The 18,037-nt window shown below is 57.6% G+C and carries 17 protein-coding genes; 16 read left to right on the top strand and 1 reads right to left on the bottom strand.

Translation table 11 applies throughout. The features are described 5' to 3' along the window. Positions 1–139 precede the first annotated feature (139 nt). The 9 genes from miaB to ERD80_RS02965 all read left to right on the top strand — a co-directional run bounded on the left by miaB (position 140) and on the right by ERD80_RS02965 (position 9,443). Positions 140–1,564: a tRNA (N6-isopentenyl adenosine(37)-C2)-methylthiotransferase MiaB gene (miaB, locus tag ERD80_RS03005; protein WP_021508568.1), complete on the top strand. Its 1,425-nt coding sequence runs from the start codon at positions 140–142 to the stop codon at positions 1,562–1,564. Positions 1,565–1,769: 205 nt separating this feature from the next. Then, a complete protein-coding gene (locus tag ERD80_RS03000; protein ID WP_058769440.1) occupies positions 1,770–2,843 on the top strand; it encodes a PhoH family protein in 1,074 nt (357 codons plus the stop codon). Next, on the top strand, positions 2,840–3,313 hold the full coding sequence (gene ybeY, locus ERD80_RS02995) for an rRNA maturation RNase YbeY (protein WP_010616134.1): 474 nt from the start codon (positions 2,840–2,842) through the stop codon (positions 3,311–3,313). Before ERD80_RS03000 ends, ybeY begins: the two co-directional genes overlap by 4 nt. Positions 3,314–3,395: 82 nt before the next feature. Then, a complete protein-coding gene (gene corC, locus ERD80_RS02990; protein WP_021508571.1) occupies positions 3,396–4,277 on the top strand; it encodes a CNNM family magnesium/cobalt transport protein CorC in 882 nt (293 codons plus the stop codon). A 4-nt stretch (positions 4,278–4,281) separates the two neighbouring features. Then, positions 4,282–5,808, top strand: a complete 1,527-nt coding sequence (lnt, locus tag ERD80_RS02985) for an apolipoprotein N-acyltransferase (protein WP_104189045.1) — start codon at positions 4,282–4,284, stop codon at positions 5,806–5,808. A gap of 436 nt (positions 5,809–6,244) precedes the next feature. Beyond that, entirely contained in the window at positions 6,245–7,138 is an 894-nt protein-coding gene (locus tag ERD80_RS02980; RefSeq protein ID WP_104092691.1) for an amino acid ABC transporter substrate-binding protein, read from the top strand. Between the two features lie 161 nt (positions 7,139–7,299). Continuing rightward, the gene (locus tag ERD80_RS02975; RefSeq protein ID WP_136545698.1) at positions 7,300–8,040 is read left to right on the top strand and encodes an amino acid ABC transporter permease; all 741 of its coding nucleotides are present in this window, start codon (positions 7,300–7,302) and stop codon (positions 8,038–8,040) included. After that, positions 8,040–8,717, top strand: a complete 678-nt coding sequence (gene gltK, locus ERD80_RS02970; RefSeq protein ID WP_021508575.1) for a glutamate/aspartate ABC transporter permease GltK — start codon at positions 8,040–8,042, stop codon at positions 8,715–8,717. Before ERD80_RS02975 ends, gltK begins: the two co-directional genes overlap by 1 nt. Further along, positions 8,718–9,443, top strand: a complete 726-nt coding sequence (locus ERD80_RS02965; protein WP_058757895.1) for an amino acid ABC transporter ATP-binding protein — start codon at positions 8,718–8,720, stop codon at positions 9,441–9,443. It abuts the gene before it with no gap. Between the two features lie 324 nt (positions 9,444–9,767). Here ERD80_RS02965 and ERD80_RS02960 read toward each other — a convergent pair whose 3' ends face one another. Next, positions 9,768–10,250, bottom strand: coding sequence for a zinc ribbon-containing protein (locus ERD80_RS02960; protein ID WP_021508577.1), 483 nt, complete (start codon positions 10,248–10,250; stop codon positions 9,768–9,770). A gap of 221 nt (positions 10,251–10,471) precedes the next feature. Here ERD80_RS02960 and leuS point away from each other — a divergent pair, with 221 nt between their 5' ends. The 7 genes from leuS to mrdA form a co-directional block, all read left to right on the top strand. Next, positions 10,472–13,054, top strand: a complete 2,583-nt coding sequence (leuS, locus tag ERD80_RS02955) for a leucine--tRNA ligase (protein ID WP_058769436.1) — start codon at positions 10,472–10,474, stop codon at positions 13,052–13,054. A gap of 14 nt (positions 13,055–13,068) precedes the next feature. Then, positions 13,069–13,668, top strand: a complete 600-nt coding sequence (gene lptE, locus ERD80_RS02950; protein ID WP_021508579.1) for an LPS assembly lipoprotein LptE — start codon at positions 13,069–13,071, stop codon at positions 13,666–13,668. Then, positions 13,665–14,696 (top strand): DNA polymerase III subunit delta, encoded by a 1,032-nt coding sequence (holA, locus tag ERD80_RS02945; protein WP_136545697.1) that lies wholly within the window; start codon positions 13,665–13,667, stop codon positions 14,694–14,696. Before lptE ends, holA begins: the two co-directional genes overlap by 4 nt. After that, the gene (gene nadD, locus ERD80_RS02940; protein WP_136545696.1) at positions 14,689–15,333 is read left to right on the top strand and encodes a nicotinate-nucleotide adenylyltransferase; all 645 of its coding nucleotides are present in this window, start codon (positions 14,689–14,691) and stop codon (positions 15,331–15,333) included. The genes holA and nadD overlap by 8 nt, the downstream gene beginning before the upstream one ends. Positions 15,334–15,425: 92 nt before the next feature. Further along, entirely contained in the window at positions 15,426–15,743 is a 318-nt protein-coding gene (rsfS, locus tag ERD80_RS02935) for a ribosome silencing factor (protein ID WP_021508582.1), read from the top strand. Between the two features lie 3 nt (positions 15,744–15,746). Continuing rightward, positions 15,747–16,217: a 23S rRNA (pseudouridine(1915)-N(3))-methyltransferase RlmH gene (gene rlmH, locus ERD80_RS02930; protein ID WP_058757899.1), complete on the top strand. Its 471-nt coding sequence runs from the start codon at positions 15,747–15,749 to the stop codon at positions 16,215–16,217. Between the two features lie 34 nt (positions 16,218–16,251). Further along, the coding region (gene mrdA / locus ERD80_RS02925; RefSeq protein WP_136545695.1) for a peptidoglycan DD-transpeptidase MrdA at positions 16,252–18,037 on the top strand (1,786 nt) is incomplete at its 3' end.

Here is an 18,037-nt window from a genome sequence, read left to right as displayed (position 1 = left end):
CATCAGTAAGTGACCGGGGGAGCCGCGCGCAGCCAACGCACCTGGCGTGCGAAGTATGACGGGCATGCTGGTCACACCCGCGCCAAAGCATTACAATACGCGCCCTGCACTTCTCTGCTCAGAATCAATGGCTAGTTCAATGACCAAAAAACTGCATATCAAAACCTGGGGCTGTCAGATGAACGAATATGATTCATCGAAGATGGCTGACCTACTGAACAGCACGCACGGCTATACCCTGACGGAGGAAGCCGAAGACGCAGACGTTCTGCTGCTGAATACCTGCTCCATCCGTGAGAAGGCGCAGGAAAAAGTGTTTCACTTGCTGGGACGCTGGAAAAAGCTTAAGGCGAAGAATCCTGAGCTGATTATTGGCGTGGGCGGCTGTGTGGCTTCGCAGGAGGGCGATAAAATTCGCCAGCGCGCGCAGTGCGTGGACATCGTTTTTGGCCCGCAGACGCTGCATCGTCTGCCGGAGATGATTAATCAGGTGCGCGGCAGCAAAAGCCCGATTGTTGACGTCTCGTTCCCGGAAATCGAAAAGTTTGATCGCCTGCCGGAGCCACGCGCTGAAGGGCCGACGGCTTTTGTCTCGATCATGGAAGGCTGCAATAAATATTGCACTTTCTGCGTGGTGCCTTATACGCGCGGCGAGGAAGTGAGCCGTCCTTGCGATGACATTCTGCTGGAAGTTGCCCAGCTGGCGGCGCAGGGCGTGCGTGAAGTGAATCTGCTGGGGCAGAATGTTAACGCCTATCGTGGCGCGACCTTTGACGACCAGATTTGTACCTTTGCCGAGCTGCTGCGTCTGGTGGCCGCGATAGACGGAATTGACCGGATTCGTTTCACCACCAGCCATCCTATTGAGTTCACCGACGACATCATCGACGTTTATCGTGATACGCCGGAGCTGGTGAGCTTCCTGCACCTGCCAGTGCAGAGCGGTGCCGATCGTATTCTGACGCTGATGAAGCGAGCGCACACTGCGCTGGAGTACAAAGCGATTATCCGCAAGCTGGTGGCCGCGCGCCCGGATATCCAGATCAGTTCAGATTTCATCATTGGCTTCCCGGGCGAAACCCAGCAGGATTTCGAGCAGACCATGAAGCTGATCGGCGAAGTTAATTTCGACACCAGCTTCAGCTTTATCTATTCGGCGCGTCCGGGTACGCCAGCGGCCGATCTGCCGGACGACGTGCCGGAAGAGGAGAAGAAGCAGCGTTTGTACATTTTGCAGGATCGCATCAATCAGCAGGCGATGGCATGGAGCCGCCGCATGCTTGGTACCGTTCAGCGTATTCTGGTGGAAGGTACCTCACGTAAGAATGTGATGGAGCTGACCGGCCGTACCGAAAACAACCGCGTGGTCAACTTTGAAGGCGACGTGCGCATGATCGGTAAATTTGTTGATGTCGAAATCGTCGATGTTTATACCAATTCGCTGCGTGGCGTCGTGGTTCGCACCGAAGAGGAGATGGGCCTGCGCGTCGCGGAGAGTCCGGCATCGGTGATTGCGCGTACGCGTAAAGAGGATGAGATCGGCGTGGGCCTGTATCAACCTTGAGACCGCGATTACTGAGCGACAGCGCACAACGCGCTGTCGCCTGTTTCATCCCGCAGCCCTTGCTTTCCGCAGCTGCCGCCCAAATATCTCCCCTGAAGCTTGCGCCCAGGCGCGACCCCATAAATAATTCCGTAAAGATGCTGACGCTTGGCGTGCGGTATCTGCTATTTCTTTCAACTGGCCCTGAGTGACCCAAAGGATTCATTTGAATATCGAAACTCGTGAAATCGCCCTTGAACCGGCAGACAATCGTCGACTGATGAGCCTGTGCGGTCCGTTTGATGACAACGTTAAACAGCTGGAGCGCCGTCTGGGCATTGAGATTAATCGCCGCGACAACCTGTTTAAGCTGGTCGGCCGCGCGCTGAGTGTCGAGGCGGCCGCCAATATTCTGCGTTCGCTGTACGTTGATACCGCGCCGGTGCGCGGCCAGATCCCGGACATTGAACCGGATCAGATCCATCTGGCGATCAAAGAGAGTCGCGTGCTGGAACAGACGGCCGATAGCGTGCCGGAGTACGGTAAAGCGGTAAACATCAAGACCAAGCGCGGCGTGATTAAACCGCGTACGCCAAACCAGGCGCAGTACATCGCCAATATTCTCGATCACGACATCACCTTCGGCATTGGGCCGGCCGGGACCGGGAAAACCTATCTGGCGGTCGCCGCCGCGGTGGATGCGCTGGAGCGGCAGGAGATTCGCCGTATTCTGCTGACGCGTCCGGCGGTCGAAGCCGGCGAAAAGCTCGGCTTCCTGCCCGGCGATCTCAGTCAGAAAGTCGATCCTTACCTGCGTCCGCTGTATGACGCCCTGTTTGAAATGCTGGGCTTCGAGCGCGTCGAGAAGCTGATGGAGCGCAACGTGATTGAAGTCGCGCCGCTGGCCTACATGCGCGGCCGTACGCTGAACGACGCATTCGTGATTCTCGATGAGAGCCAGAACACCACCATCGAACAGATGAAGATGTTCCTGACGCGTATCGGCTTCAACTCCAAAGCGGTGATTACCGGTGACGTGACGCAGATTGACCTGCCGCGCAGCACCAAATCCGGTCTGCGCCACGCCATCGAAGTGCTGGCCAATGTGGAAGAGATCAGCTTCAACTTTTTCCACAGCGAAGACGTGGTGCGTCATCCGGTGGTCGCACGCATTGTTAATGCTTATGAAGCCTGGGAAGAAGCGGACCAGAAACGCCGTGATAAACTGGCGGAAGAGCGTAAGCGTGAAGCACAGGCGGCACAACCTGCCAGCCAGCCGACGCCGCAGGAGCCTTCATGAGCACGGTGATTTTAGATTTGCAGTTGGCGTGTGCCGATGAAAACGGCCTGCCCGCAGAAGCGGCGTTTCAGCGCTGGCTGGAGGCGGCGGTCACGCCGTTTCAGCCTGAGAGCGAAGTCACGATACGGCTGGTCGATGAAGCGGAGAGTCATGAGCTTAATCTGACTTATCGCGGCAAAGATAAGCCGACTAACGTGCTGTCGTTCCCGTTTGAAGCTCCGCCGGGCATTGAGCTGCCGCTGCTGGGCGACCTGATTATTTGTCGTCAGGTTGTTGAGCAGGAAGCGGCCGAGCAGGGCAAAAGCCCTGAAGCGCACTGGGCACACATGGTGGTTCACGGCACGCTGCATCTGCTGGGTTATGACCATATTGAAGACGAGGAAGCTGAAGAGATGGAAGCGCTCGAGACCGAGATAATGCTTGCTCTTGGCTATCCCGATCCGTACATTTCGGAAAAAGAAGACGCCTGAACCGCCGGTTCAGGACATTGCGCTGCTGGCGAGGATGCCGGCAGTTCCTTTCCCTCATTCGAGAGAACTAAATAAAAACGCCATGAGCGACGACCATTCTCAAAACAACGACGCACCCAGTAGTAAAAAGGGTTTTTTCTCCCTGTTAATCAATCAGCTTTTCCACGGCGAACCCAAAAACCGTGACGAACTGCTGGGGCTGATCCGCGATTCTGAGCAAAAAGAGCTGATCGACCAGGACACCCGCGACATGCTGGAAGGGGTGCTGGATATTGCCGAACAGCGCGTGCGCGACATTATGATCCCGCGCTCGCAGATGATTACCCTGAAGCGCAACCAGAGCCTTGAAGAGTGCCTGGCAGTGATTATTGAATCTGCCCACTCGCGCTTCCCGGTAATCAGCGAAGATAAAGACCATGTTGAAGGCATTCTGATGGCGAAAGATCTGCTGCCGTTTATGAGCAGCAGCGCCGAGCCATTCAGCATGGAAAAAGTGCTGCGCCCGGTCGTGGTGGTGCCTGAGAGCAAGCGCGTCGATCGCATGCTCAAAGAGTTCCGCTCGCAGCGCTATCATATGGCGATCGTCATTGATGAGTTCGGTGGTGTCTCCGGACTGGTGACCATCGAAGATATCCTGGAGCTGATCGTCGGCGAAATTGAAGACGAATATGACGACGAAGAAGATCGCGATATCCGCCAGCTCAATCGCCACACCTATACGGTGCGTGCGCTGACGCCGATTGAGGATTTCAATGAGGTATTTGGTAGCGATTTCAGCGATGACGAAGTCGATACCATTGGCGGTCTGGTGATGCAGGGATTCGGCCATCTGCCGGCGCGCGGTGAAAGCATCGACATTGAGGGTTACCAATTCAAAGTTGCGATGGCTGACAGCCGCCGTATCATCCAGGTGCATGTGAAAATTCCGGAAGACTCTCCGCAACCGCAACTGGAAGACGAATAATTTTATGGCATTAGCCTCTCTCTACTCGCAGCAGCGGGTTCGCCTGCTGCTGGCGTTAATTCTGGGTACCGCGGGCACCCTTTCCTTTTCCCCGTATGATTTCTGGCCCGCCGCCCTGCTCTCTCTGGCCGGTTTGCAGCTGCTGTTGCTGGATCGCCGCAGCGCGCAGGCGGCAGGAATCGGTTTTGCCTGGGGCTTTGGCCTGTTCGGCAGCGGCATCAACTGGGTGTACGTCAGCATTGCGACGTTTGGCGGCATGCCCGGCCCGGTCAATGTATTCCTCGTGGTGCTGCTCGCCGCCTATCTGGCGCTTTACCCGCTGCTGTTTGCCCTGCTGCTGAACCGCTTCTGGCCACGGGCCACGCTGTGGCGCATGGCGCTGGCGGCACCGGCGCTGTGGCAGATCACCGAGTTTCTGCGCGGCTGGGTGCTGACCGGCTTTCCGTGGCTGCAGTTTGGCTACAGCCAGATCGATGGGCCGCTGAAAGGCCTGGCGCCGCTGGCTGGCGTGGAAACCATCACCTTCCTGCTGATGGTGATTGCCGGCATGCTGGCCTCAGCCTGCTATCACCGCAGCGTGAAAAACCTGATTATCGCCGTCGCGCTGCTGCTGCTGCCGTGGCCACTGCGGATGCTGCAGTGGTATCAGCCGCTGCCGCAGCGCAGCGTCAATGTGGCGATGGTGCAGGGCAATATTCCGCAGTCAATGAAGTGGGATCCGCAGCAGCTGCTGACCACGCTGCGCGTCTACACCGCTTATAGCCAGCCGTTTATCGGCAAAGCGCCAATCATCATCTGGCCGGAGTCGGCAATTACCGATCTGGAGAGTAATCAGCAGCCGTTTCTGCATGCGCTGGATGACGAACTGCGCGCGCGTGGCAGCACGCTGATCACCGGCATTGTTGATTCGCGCGTTGAGAGCGACAACCGCTATCACGATTACAACTCGGTAATTGTGCTGGGTGGCGCGCAGCCTTACAGCTATCAGAGCCGCAACCGCTACCAGAAAAACCATCTGGTGCCGTTTGGCGAGTTTGTGCCGCTGGAAGGTCTGCTGCGTCCGCTGGCTCCGTTCTTCGACCTGCCGATGTCCTCGTTCAGCCGTGGCGCCTACCTGCAGCCGCAGCTGAAAGTGGCGGGTTACAACCTCACCAGCGCCATTTGCTATGAGATCGTGCTGGGCGAACAGGTGCGCGCTAACTTCCGTCCGGACACCAACTTCCTGCTGACGGTATCGAACGATGCCTGGTTCGGTCATTCGATTGGTCCGTGGCAGCATTTCCAGATGGCACGCATGCGCGCGCTGGAGCTGGGTCGCCCGCTGCTGCGCTCAACCAACAACGGTGTTACCGCAGTGGTGAATGCGCAGGGAGACGTGGAGAACATCATCCCGCAGTTCACCCGCGAAGTGCTGAGCGCAACAGTCACGCCTGCCAGCGGAGAAACGCCGTATGCACGCGTCGGTATCTGGCCGGTATGGCTGCTGACGCTGGCGGGCATCGTGCTGGCGATTTTACGCCGCCGCGCCTGATATCCCGCCCTCTCACCAGGCGAAGCGCTGGCTTCGCCTTTTTTCTGCGCAGTTTTCCGCTCCCTTTATCCTTAGTCACCGCCACTTTCTGCTGCCTTTTTGCCCGCTCTCCGCGTACTGGCACGATCATTGCTAATTATTTCAGTGGTTTTAGCAACATCGGTGATTTGTCAGCGTAATGCCACGTTTGCGCACTATTATCTGGCACCGAAGCGCACTTAATTGGCGCAGAGGCTGTTTTTTGCCTCTTATTGGTGCGGAGCGGCTCGCAAAAAACGAACTTTTTTGTTTCATTACGTTAACAATTCGCTATGTTAATCACTATCCTGCGCGCAGTTGCGCTAAGGGATAATTAAAAAAGCAGCAGGAAATACACACAACATCACAATCTGCGCAGTTTATGTTCTGCGCAACATTCACACGAAGGAGTAGGAACATGCAGATTCGCAAAGTGGCATTATCGCTTCTGCTGTTGGGCACAGCAGCGGGCGCGGCCCAGGCGGAAGATCTCACCGGCACCCTGAAAAAAATCAATGATAGTGGCGTGATTGTCGTGGGGCACCGTGAGTCATCCGTTCCCTTTTCTTACTACGACAACCAGCAGAAAGTGGTGGGCTATTCGCAGGACTACTCCAACGCCATTGTTGCCGCCATCAAAGCGAAACTGAATAAGCCGGATCTGCAGGTCAAAATGCTGCCGATCACCTCGCAAAACCGTATTCCACTGCTGCAAAACGGCACCTACGATTTCGAGTGTGGCTCGACCACCAACAACGTAGAGCGTCAGCAGCAGGCGGCATTCTCCGACACCATCTTCATCATCGGTACACGTCTGCTGGTGAAGAAAGGCGGCGACATCAAAGACTTCGCCGATCTGAAAGGCAAAACCGTGGTCGTCACCTCAGGCACCACCTCTGAGATTCTGCTGCGCAAGCTGAATGACGAGAAGAAAATGGATATGCGCATCATCAGCGCGAAAGATCACGGTGACTCGTTCCGCACGCTGGAAACCGGTCGCGCAGTGGCTTTCATGATGGATGACGCGCTGCTGGCCGGTGAACGTGCTAAGGCGAAGAAACCGGATAACTGGGAAATCACTGGCACACCGCAGTCCAAAGAAGCCTACGGCTGCATGCTGCGTAAAGACGATGCGCCATTTAAACAGCTGATGGATGACACCATCGCCAAAGCGCAGACGTCGGGTGAAGCCACCAAATGGTTCGATACCTGGTTCAAACAGCCAATTCCGCCGAAGAACCTGAACCTGAACTTCGAGCTGTCTTCTGACATGCAGGCGCTGTTTAAAGCACCGAACGACAAAGCACTCTGAATTAACAATGAAAACAAGGGCGGCACTGCTGCCCTCTCGATTGCTGAACACGCGGTGCGGACAGACAGACTGTAACAGGCCGTTCCCCTGAAGCAGGACACAAGACACCGCTCAACAATCTTATGGGTAGCCTCGCTACCCTTTTTTTACCGGAGCTCGTTATGGGTATCGATTGGAACTGGGGCATCTTTTTACAGCAGGCTCCGTTCGGCAATACGACTTACCTCGGCTGGCTGTGGTCCGGATTTCAGGTGACCGTCGCGGTCTCCTGCTGCGCCTGGATTATCGCCTTCCTGGTAGGTTCCTTCTTTGGCATTCTGCGTACCGTGCCTAATCGCTGGTTGTCCACCATTGGCACCTGCTACGTGGAGCTTTTTCGTAATATCCCGCTGATCGTGCAGTTCTTCTTCTGGTATCTGGTGGCGCCAGAACTGGTCGGGGAGAAGCTCGGCATGTGGTTTAAGGCTGAACTGGACCCGAACATCCAGTTTTTCCTCTCTTCAACCATCTGTCTCGGTCTGTTCACCGCCGCACGCGTGTGTGAGCAGGTGCGCGCCGCGATTCAGTCGCTGCCGCGCGGCCAGAAAAGCGCCGGTCTGGCGATGGGCCTGACGCTGCCACAGACCTACCGCTACGTGCTGCTGCCTAACGCTTACCGCGTGATTGTGCCGCCGATGACCTCGGAAATGCTTAACCTGGTGAAGAACTCCGCCATCGCCTCTACCATCGGTCTGGTCGACCTGGCGGCGCAGGCGGGCAAGCTGCTGGATTACTCGGCGCATGCCTATGAATCTTTCACCGCTATCACCCTGGCCTACGTCGGTATTAACCTGGTGATCATGCTGATTATGAGTCTGGTAGAACGCAAAATCCGCCTGCCCGGCAACCTGGGAGGCAAATAATGTACGATTTTGACTGGAGTTCGATTCCGCCCAGCCTGCCCTATCTGCTGAACGGCATGATCATTACGCTGAAAATCACGGCGGTGGCGGTAGTGTTTGGCATTATCTGGGGCACCATTCTGGCGGTGATGCGTTTGTCCGCGTTCGCCCCGATCCGCTGGTTCGCCAAACTGTACGTGAACCTGTTCCGCTCGGTACCGCTGGTGATGGTGCTGCTATGGTTCTATCTGGTGGTCCCCAGCTTCCTGCAGCAGGTGCTTGGGCTGTCGCCAAAAACCGATATTCGCCTGATCTCCGCCATGGTGGCGTTTGCGCTGTTTGAAGCCGCTTACTATTCGGAGATTATCCGCGCCGGTATCCAGAGCATCTCGCGCGGCCAGTCCAACGCGGCGCTGGCGCTGGGTATGACGCAGTGGCAGTCGATGAAGCTGATCATCCTGCCGCAGGCGTTCCGCGCCATGGTGCCGCTGCTGCTGACGCAGGGCATCGTGCTGTTCCAGGACACCTCGCTGGTGTATGTGTTGAGCCTGGCGGACTTCTTCCGCACCGCGTCCACTATCGGTGAACGTGACGGTACCCAGGTAGAAATGGTTCTGTTTGCCGGTCTGGTCTACTTCGTGATCAGCCTGAGCGCTTCGCTGTTGGTCAGTTATCTGAAAAGAAAAAGGACGGTTTAAATGATTAGCCTGAAAAATGTTTCTAAGTGGTATGGGCACTTTCAGGTGCTGACCGACTGCTCCACCGAAGTGAAGAAAGGTGAGGTAGTGGTGGTCTGCGGACCGTCCGGCTCCGGTAAATCGACGCTGATTAAAACGGTGAACGGGCTGGAGCCTGTGCAGCAGGGCAGCATTCAGGTGAACGGTACCGAGGTGAACAACAAAAAAACCAATCTCGCCCAACTGCGCAGCAAAGTGGGCATGGTGTTTCAGCACTTCGAACTGTTCCCGCATCTCAGCATCATTGATAACCTGGTGCTGGCGCAGGTGAAAGTGCTGAAGCGCGACAAAACTGCCGCGCGCGATAAGGGCCTTGCCCTGCTGAAGCGCGTGGGTCTGGCGGCGCATGCGGAGAAATTCCCTGGTCAGCTGTCTGGCGGTCAGCAGCAGCGCGTCGCCATCGCCCGTGCGCTGTGCATGGATCCTATCGCTATGCTGTTCGATGAACCGACTTCCGCACTGGATCCGGAGATGATCAACGAAGTGCTGGACGTCATGGTGGAGTTAGCCAACGAAGGCATGACGATGATGGTGGTGACGCACGAGATGGGCTTTGCACGCAAAGTGGCGAATCGCGTCATCTTTATGGACGAAGGAAAGATCGTTGAAGACACCAACAAGGATGACTTCTTCAGCAATCCGCAGTCCGACCGTGCCAAAGACTTCCTGGCGAAAATCCTGCACTAATACTCACAATTCTGGCGGTCCACGGACCGCCAGCGTCAGGGCTTATCTTGCTCCTACTGCACTTCACCAAAATCGATATAGTGCTGCTGTAATGCGCACCATTAAGCTTCATCATCGCGGTGACTAAATGCGCGCATACCGCCGCACCTGTTTTTTACGGCAGAAGGGATCCTGAACTAAGCCGGACGTCACGCGGCAGGGATGCCGCGTGTCGAGGCACGCAGGGATGCGGGTTTTGCCGATCCGGGCGTGTTCAGGTTCCCTTCTGACAGTCCGCACGCCTTAAGCAGCAATACTTTTTTTGCTTCAGAGCACGGTGATAATTCAGGGCTCAAACGGCTGACGCTGGAACTGATCGTGGCCGCACTCCGGGCAGCGCGTCAGGCTCTCCGGGGTGTAAATCGCCCGGGTAAAACCGCACTTTTCACACACCAGATTGCCCAGCCCCACCACTTCGCCGCTCTGATACACGCCGTGATGCCGCAGATCCTGAAACACTTCGCGCCACTCCAGCTGGCTCTTATCGGTGATATCGGCCAGCTCTTTCCACAGGCTTTCACGAATCACCCGCAGAAACACTGAATCGCCGAGCGCTTCGCTGGATTCCTGATAGCTGAGCGCGAACTCGTGCAAATCGCGTCGCACCGCGCGCATGACCTCGTCGACTTCGGCGGTGGTCAGCGTCTGTTTCTGCAGCAGCGCGCTGCGCGCCTCGGCGACCAGTGCGTCGACATCACGCTCGCCACGCTCCAGCCGCTGGGTTAATGCTGCTACCGTTGCACGATACTCCTGCGCCACATTATTCATTTTGTTCTCCTTTCCGCTGCGGATGCTGAGTTAAGTTTAGCCGCTTTGCCATATTTGCTGCGCTTAGCGCAGAGGAAATCGCAAAAGGGTGAAAGCGCTGGCGCATTCCGCACAAATCACGCCGCCGGAGGGCGTCAATTGTTGTTGAGGGGCGGCCTTATGGGTATGCTATGCGGATCAAAAGTGTTTAAAAAACGATTTCACAAGGACCACAGGCAGCCATGCAAGAGCAATACCGCCCGGAAGAGATAGAATCCCGCGTCCAGCAGCACTGGGACGAAAACGAAACCTTCAAAGTGACCGAGCAGGAAGGCAAAGAGAAATACTACTGCCTGTCTATGCTGCCCTATCCTTCTGGCCGCCTGCACATGGGCCACGTGCGTAACTACACCATTGGCGATGTGATTGCGCGCTACCAGCGCATGCTGGGCAAAAACGTCCTGCAGCCGATTGGCTGGGATGCCTTTGGCCTGCCCGCCGAAGGGGCGGCGGTGAAAAACAACACCGCGCCGGCGCCCTGGACCTACGACAACATCGAATACATGAAAAACCAGCTGAAACTGCTGGGCTTCGGCTATGACTGGAGTCGCGAACTGGCGACCTGTCAGCCTGAGTATTACCGCTGGGAACAGTGGTTCTTCACCAAACTGTACGAAAAAGGTCTGGTCTACAAAAAAACCTCCGCAGTCAACTGGTGCCCGAACGACCAGACCGTACTGGCGAACGAACAGGTGATCGATGGCTGCTGCTGGCGCTGCGACACCAAAGTCGAACGCAAAGAGATCCCGCAGTGGTTCGTGAAAATCACCGATTACGCCGAAGAGCTGCTCAACGACCTCGATAAGCTGGAAGACTGGCCGGAGCAGGTCAAGACCATGCAGCGCAACTGGATTGGCCGTTCTGAAGGTGTCGAAATCACCTTTGACGTGGCCAACAGCGCGGAAAAAGTCACGGTTTACACCACCCGTCCGGACACCTTCATGGGGGCAACCTATGTCGCCGTGGCAGCCGGTCATCCACTGGCGCGCCAGGCTGCCGTCAACAACCCGGCACTGGCTGACTTCATTGCTGAATGCAGCAACACCAAAGTCGCCGAAGCGGACATGGCCACGATGGAGAAGAAAGGCATGGCCACCGGCCTGCACGCTATCCATCCGCTGACGGGCGAAGAGATTCCGGTCTGGGTCGCTAACTTCGTGCTGATGGAGTACGGCACCGGTGCCGTGATGGCCGTACCGGGTCATGACCAGCGCGACTGGGAATTCGCCACCAAATACGATCTCAACATCAAGCCGGTGGTGCTCAACCTCGACGGTACCGCGCCGGATATCAGCGCCGCAGCGATGACTGAAAAAGGTACGCTGTTCAACTCCGGCGAGTTTGACGGTCTGGACCACGACGCTGGCTTCAACGCCATCGCCGATGCGCTGGCGGCCAAAGGCGTCGGCGTGCGTAAAGTAAACTATCGCCTGCGCGACTGGGGTGTATCACGCCAGCGTTACTGGGGTGCGCCAATTCCAATGGTAACGCTGGAAGATGGCACCGTGATGCCAACGCCAGAAGATCAGCTGCCGGTAATTCTGCCGGAAGACGTGGTCATGGACGGTATCACCAGCCCAATCAAAGCCGATCCGGAGTGGGCGAAAACCACCGTCAATGGTCAGCCGGCGCTGCGTGAAACCGACACCTTCGACACCTTTATGGAATCATCGTGGTACTACGCGCGTTACACCTGTGCGAACTACAACGAAGGCATGCTGGATCCGGCGGCAGCGAACTACTGGCTGCCGGTCGATCAGTATGTGGGCGGTATCGAACACGCCATCATGCACCTGATGTACTTCCGCTTCTACCACAAGCTGCTGCGCGACGCGGGCCTGGTCAACTCTGACGAGCCGGCCAAACGCCTGCTGTGCCAGGGCATGGTACTGGCAGACGCCTTCTACTACGTCGGCGCCAACGGCGAGCGCAACTGGGTTTCACCGGTTGACGTTAACGTCGAGCGCGACGAAAAAGGCCGCATCACCAAAGCCATCGACAATCAGGGCCGCGAAGTGATCTACGCGGGCATGAGCAAAATGTCGAAGTCCAAAAACAACGGCATCGACCCGCAGCTGATGGTTGAGCGCTACGGCGCAGATACCGTGCGCCTGTTCATGATGTTTGCCTCCCCGGCGGAAATGACGCTGGAGTGGCAGGAGTCAGGCGTGGAAGGCGCAAACCGCTTCCTGAAACGCGTGTGGAAGCTGGCGTACGATCACGTGGCTAAAGGCGCGACCGTGGCGCTGGATGTCAACGCGCTCAACGATGAGCAGAAAGCGCTGCGTCGCGATCTGCACAAAACCATCGCCAAAGTGGCGGATGACATCGGCCGTCGTCAGACCTTCAACACCGCGATTGCGGCGATCATGGAGCTGATGAACAAACTGCTGCGCGCGCCGCAGGAGAGCGAACAGGATCGCGCCCTGATGCAGGAAGCGCTGGTCGCCGTAACGCGCCTGCTCTATCCATTCACCCCGCACGCCAGCTACGTGCTGTGGCAGGCACTGGGTGGCGAAGGCAGCATCGACGACGCCAGCTGGCCGGTTGCCGATGAAGCGGCAATGGTAGAGGATTCGCTGCTGGTGGTGGTGCAGGTCAACGGTAAAGTGCGTGGTAAAATTACCGTGGCGCCGGATGCGACGCAGGAGCAGGTGCAGGCGCGTGCGGCACAGGAGCATCTGGTGGCGAAATATCTGGATGGCGTCACCCTTCGTAAAGTGATTTATGTCCCTGGCAAACTGCTTAACCTGGTCGTAGGTTAAGTTCAGGAGGAACTGTGCGACAACTCGTTATCAGGCTGTTTGTCCTGCTGGCAGTGCTGGTCACTGCCGGCTGTGGTTTTCATCCGCGCGGCACCACGCAGGTGCCTCCGGAAATGAAAACGCTGATCGTCCAGAGCGGCGATCCGTATGGCCCGCTGGCGCGCACCGTGCGTCAGCAGCTGCGCATCAACGATGTCAAAATCGTTGAAGACAGCAAAGCGGCCAGTGCGCAATACCCGACGCTGCGTCTCGGCGCGGAGAGCCAGGGACGCGACACCGCGTCGGTATTCATCAGCGGCACCACCGCCGAGTACTCGCTGGTGATGACCGTCAGCGCGCAGGTGTTGCTGCCGGGTAAAGGCATTTATCCGATCAGCACCACGGTATACCGTTCGTTCTTCGACAACCCGAACGCCGCGCTGGCGAAGGATGCCGAGCAGGATATGATTGTGCAGGAGATGCGTCAGCGTGCCGCCGAGCAGCTGGTACGTAAGCTGCTGACGGTACACGCCGCGCAGGAGAGCAACAAAGAGACGCTGCCGCAACCTGAAGTGATTGCGCCAGGCGCGGACTCACCGGAAGTGCCCTCCTCGTCAGCCACCAGTCTGCAATGATCAGGATCTATCCTGAACAACTGCGCGCGCAGCTTCGAGAGGGGCTGCGCGCCTGTTATTTTCTCACCGGTAATGAACCCCTGCTGATTCAGGAGAGCGCAGATGCTATCCGCGCTGCCGCCGCTCAGCAGGGCTTCGACGAACATTTTTCCGTCAGCGTTGATGCGCAGACTGACTGGGAGGCGATTTTCGCCCGCTGTCAGTCGCTGAGCCTGTTCACACAACGCCAGACGCTGACGCTGCAATTGCCGGAAAACGGCCCCAACGCCGCCATCGCCGAACAGCTGGTGAAACTGGCGGCGCTGCTGCACAGCGACATTATGCTGGTGCTGCGGATGGCGAAGCTGACCAAAGCGCAGGAAAACAGCGCCTGGTTTAAAGCGCTCAGCGCCAGTGCGGTGCTGGTGCCGTGCCAGACGCCGGAACAGGCGCAGCTGCCGCGCTGGGTGGCCGCCCGCGCGAAAGCCCTGCAGCTGAGTATTGATGACGCGGCAATTCAGCTGCTCTGCTACTGTTATGAAGGTAATCTGCTGGCGCTGGCCCAGGCGCTGGAGCGGCTGTCGCTGCTGTGGCCGGACGGCAAACTGACGCTGCCCCGCGTGGAAGAAGCGGTGAACGATGCCGCGCATTTCACGCCATTTCACTGGGTTGATGCGCTGCTGGCCGGCAAGAGCAAACGCGCGCTGCACATTTTGCGTCAGTTGCAAAAAGAGGACAGCGAAGTGGTGATTCTGCTGCGCACGCTGCAGCGCGATCTGCTGACGCTACTGCAGCTGCAACGCCAGCAGGCGAAGCAGCCGCTGCGTACGCTGATGGATCAACAGCGTATCTGGCAGAACCGCCGTGCTCTGTTCACTGAAGCGCTGCAGCGACTGGATGCGCAACGGCTGCAGCAAGCGGTGCATCTGCTGGCTCAACTCGAACTGACCATGAAGCAGGACTACGGTCAGAATTTGTGGCCGCAGCTGGAGACGCTGTCATTGCTGCTGTGCCATCGTGATTTTCCGCTGGGTTTAACTGATGTCTGACCTTTACGCGCTGTTTGGCGGCACTTTCGATCCCATTCATTACGGCCATCTGCGTCCGGTCACCGCGCTGGCGCAGCAGGTTGGCCTGCAAAAAGTGACGCTGCTGCCAAACAACGTGCCGCCGCACCGGCCACAGCCGGAAGCCAGCGCCCAACAGCGCGTGGCGATGCTGCGCTGCGCCATTGCCGATCGTCCGCTGTTTGATATCGACACGCGCGAGCTGACGCGCACCACGCCGTCATGGACGGTGGACACGCTGGAAACCCTGCGCGCCGAGCGCGGTGCACAACAGCCCCTGGGGTTTATCATCGGTCAGGATTCTCTGCTAACGTTAGGAAAATGGCATCGCTGGCAGGAACTGCTGTCGCTGTGTCACCTGCTGGTTTGTCAGCGTCCAAGCTACGCCGCACAGATGGCTACGCCAGAGATGCAGCAGTGGCTGGATGCGCACCGCGCGCATGAGGTGCAGCAGTTGCATCGCGCACCCGCAGGCCACATCTGGCTGGCCGATACGCCGCTGTTCGACATTTCTGCCACTGAGATTCGCCAGCGCCGCCATCATGGCCAGGACTGCGCCGATCTGCTGCCAGCGGCGGTGATCGACTACATCGATCGCGCGGGCTTATATCGCGATTGATCGCCGCGTGCTATACTGCGCCGCTTCATTTTTGGCTGCGTTTTCCGGGGCATTCAGCCTGCCCATAATCACCTGTTTTTAAGGGGAACCTTTTGCAAGGCAAAGCACTCCAAGAGTTCGTTATTGATAAGATTGATGATCTCAAAGGCCAGGACATCGTTGCGATTGATGTGCAGGGCAAATCCAGTATCACCGATTGCATGATTATCTGTACCGGGACCTCCAACCGTCACGTCTCCTCCATCGCTGACCATGTGATGCAGGAATCGCGCGCGGCAGGCCTGAAACCGCTCGGCGTCGACGGCAAAGCGGCTGCTGACTGGGTTGTGGTCGATCTCGGTGAAGTGATCGTGCACGTGATGCAGGAAGAGAGCCGCCAGCTGTACGAGCTGGAAAAGCTCTGGAGCTAAACGTTGAAACTGCAGCTTGTCGCCGTCGGCACCAAAATGCCCGACTGGGTTCAGACCGGTTTCATGGAGTACCTGCGTCGCTTTCCCAAAGATATGCCGTTTGAGCTGACCGAAGTGCCGGCCGGTAAACGCGGCAAAAACGCCGACATCAAACGCATTCTGGAAAAAGAGGGTGAAGCGATGCTGGCGGCGGTGGGCAAAGGCAACCGCATTGTGACGCTGGATATTCCCGGACAGCCGTGGGAAACGCCGCAGCTGGCGCAGCAGCTAGAGCGCTGGAAGCTGGACGGGCGTGATGTCAGCCTGCTGATTGGTGGACCGGAAGGCCTGGCACCGGCGTGTAAAGCGGCAGCCGAGCAGAGCTGGTCACTGTCCGCGTTAACGCTGCCGCACCCGCTGGTGCGTGTGCTGGTGGCGGAAAGCCTGTATCGTGCCTGGAGTATTACCACTAATCACCCTTATCACCGTGAATAAACGCCTGACAACCTCCAGACAATAAACGCAGCGGATGAAATTACAGAGCAACGCTTTTCGCGATTACACTGCCGAACAGAAACTGTTTGTCCGCCGCGCCCTGGTGGCCTTTGTCGGCATCCTGCTGCTCTCCAGCGTGCTGGTGGTCAATCTGTATCATCTGCAGATCCTGCGCTTCGACGACTACAGCACCCGTTCAAACGAAAACCGCATCAAACTGGTGCCGGTTGCCCCCAGCCGCGGCATCATCTATGACCGCAACGGTGTGCCGCTGGCGCTCAATCGCACCATTTACCAGGCCGAGCTGGTGCCGGAAAAAGTCGATGACCTGAAGCAGACGCTGCAAGATTTGCGGCCGGTGCTGGATTTGACCGACGACGATATCGATGCGTTTGAAAAAGAGCGCAAGCGCTCGCGCCGCTTTACCTCGATTCCGGTCAAAACCGGCCTGAATGAAGTGCAGGTCGCGCGCTTTGCAGTGAACCAGTACCGTTTCCCGGGCGTTGAAGTGAAAGGCTACCAGCGCCGTTACTACCCTTACGGCCAGACGCTGACGCACGTGGTGGGTTACGTCTCGAAAATCAACGATCGTGACGTCAAGCGCCTGGATGAAGAAGGTAAATGGCCGAACTACGCCGCCACCCACGACATCGGTAAGCTCGGCATCGAAAACTATTACGAAGATGTGCTGCACGGCAAAACCGGTTACGAAGAGGTGGAAGTCAACAACCGCGGTCGCGTGATCCGTCAGCTGCATGAGCAGTCACCGCAGGCCGGACGCGATATCTGGCTAACCATCGATCTCAAGCTACAGCAGTACATCGAAACCCTGCTGACCGGCAGCCGCGCCGCCGTGGTGGTGAGCGATCCGCGCACCGGTGAGATTCTCGCACTGGTCTCCACACCCAGTTACGATCCGAATCTGTTTGTCGATGGTATTTCGAGTAAAGATTATAAGGCGCTGCTCGGCGATGAGAACCGCCCGCTGTATAACCGTGCGCTGCAGGCATCGTATCCACCAGCCTCCACGGTTAAACCTTATGTGGCGGTCTCAGCGCTCAGCGCCGGCGTGATCAACCGTAATACCAGCCTGTTCGATCCGGGCTGGTGGCAGCTGCCGGGATCGGAAAAACGCTACCGCGACTGGAAAAAGTGGGGCCACGGTCGCCTCAACGTCACCAAATCGCTGGAAGAGTCGGCGGATACCTTCTTCTATCAGGTGGCCTATGACATGGGCATCGACCGCCTGTCGGAGTGGATGACCAAATTCGGCTACGGCCACCGTACCGGTATCGACCTGCCGCAGGAGAGCCCCGGCAACATGCCGACGCGCGAATGGAAGATGAAACGCTTCAAGAAGCCGTGGTATCAGGGCGATACCATTCCGGTCGGTATCGGCCAGGGCTACTGGACGGCGACGCCGGTGCAGATGAACAAAGCGCTGATGATCCTGATTAACGACGGCGTGATTAAAGTGCCGCACCTGCTGCGCGCCACCCGTGAAGGCAACAGCATGGTGCCGTATCGCCAGCCGCCGGATGCGCCGATTGGCGACATTCACTCCGGCTACTGGGAGATCGCCAAAGACGGAATGTATGGCGTAGCCAACCGCGCCAACGGCACCGCGCACAAAAGCTTTGCCGATGCACCGTACAAGATTGCGGCGAAATCCGGTACCGCACAGGTGTTTGGCCTGAAAGAGAATGAGACTTACAACGCGCATAAAATTGCCGAACGGCTGCGTGACCATAAGCTGATGACCGCCTTCGCGCCGTACGACAAGCCGCGCGTCGCCGTCACCATGATTCTGGAAAACGGCG

The sequence above is a fragment of the Pantoea sp. R102 genome, from assembly GCF_004916815.1.
Classification (GTDB): Bacteria; Pseudomonadota; Gammaproteobacteria; order Enterobacterales; family Enterobacteriaceae; genus Pantoea; species Pantoea dispersa.
The sequence above is the reverse complement of the archived record's forward strand: the minus strand, read 5'-3'. Positions and strand labels throughout refer to the sequence as shown.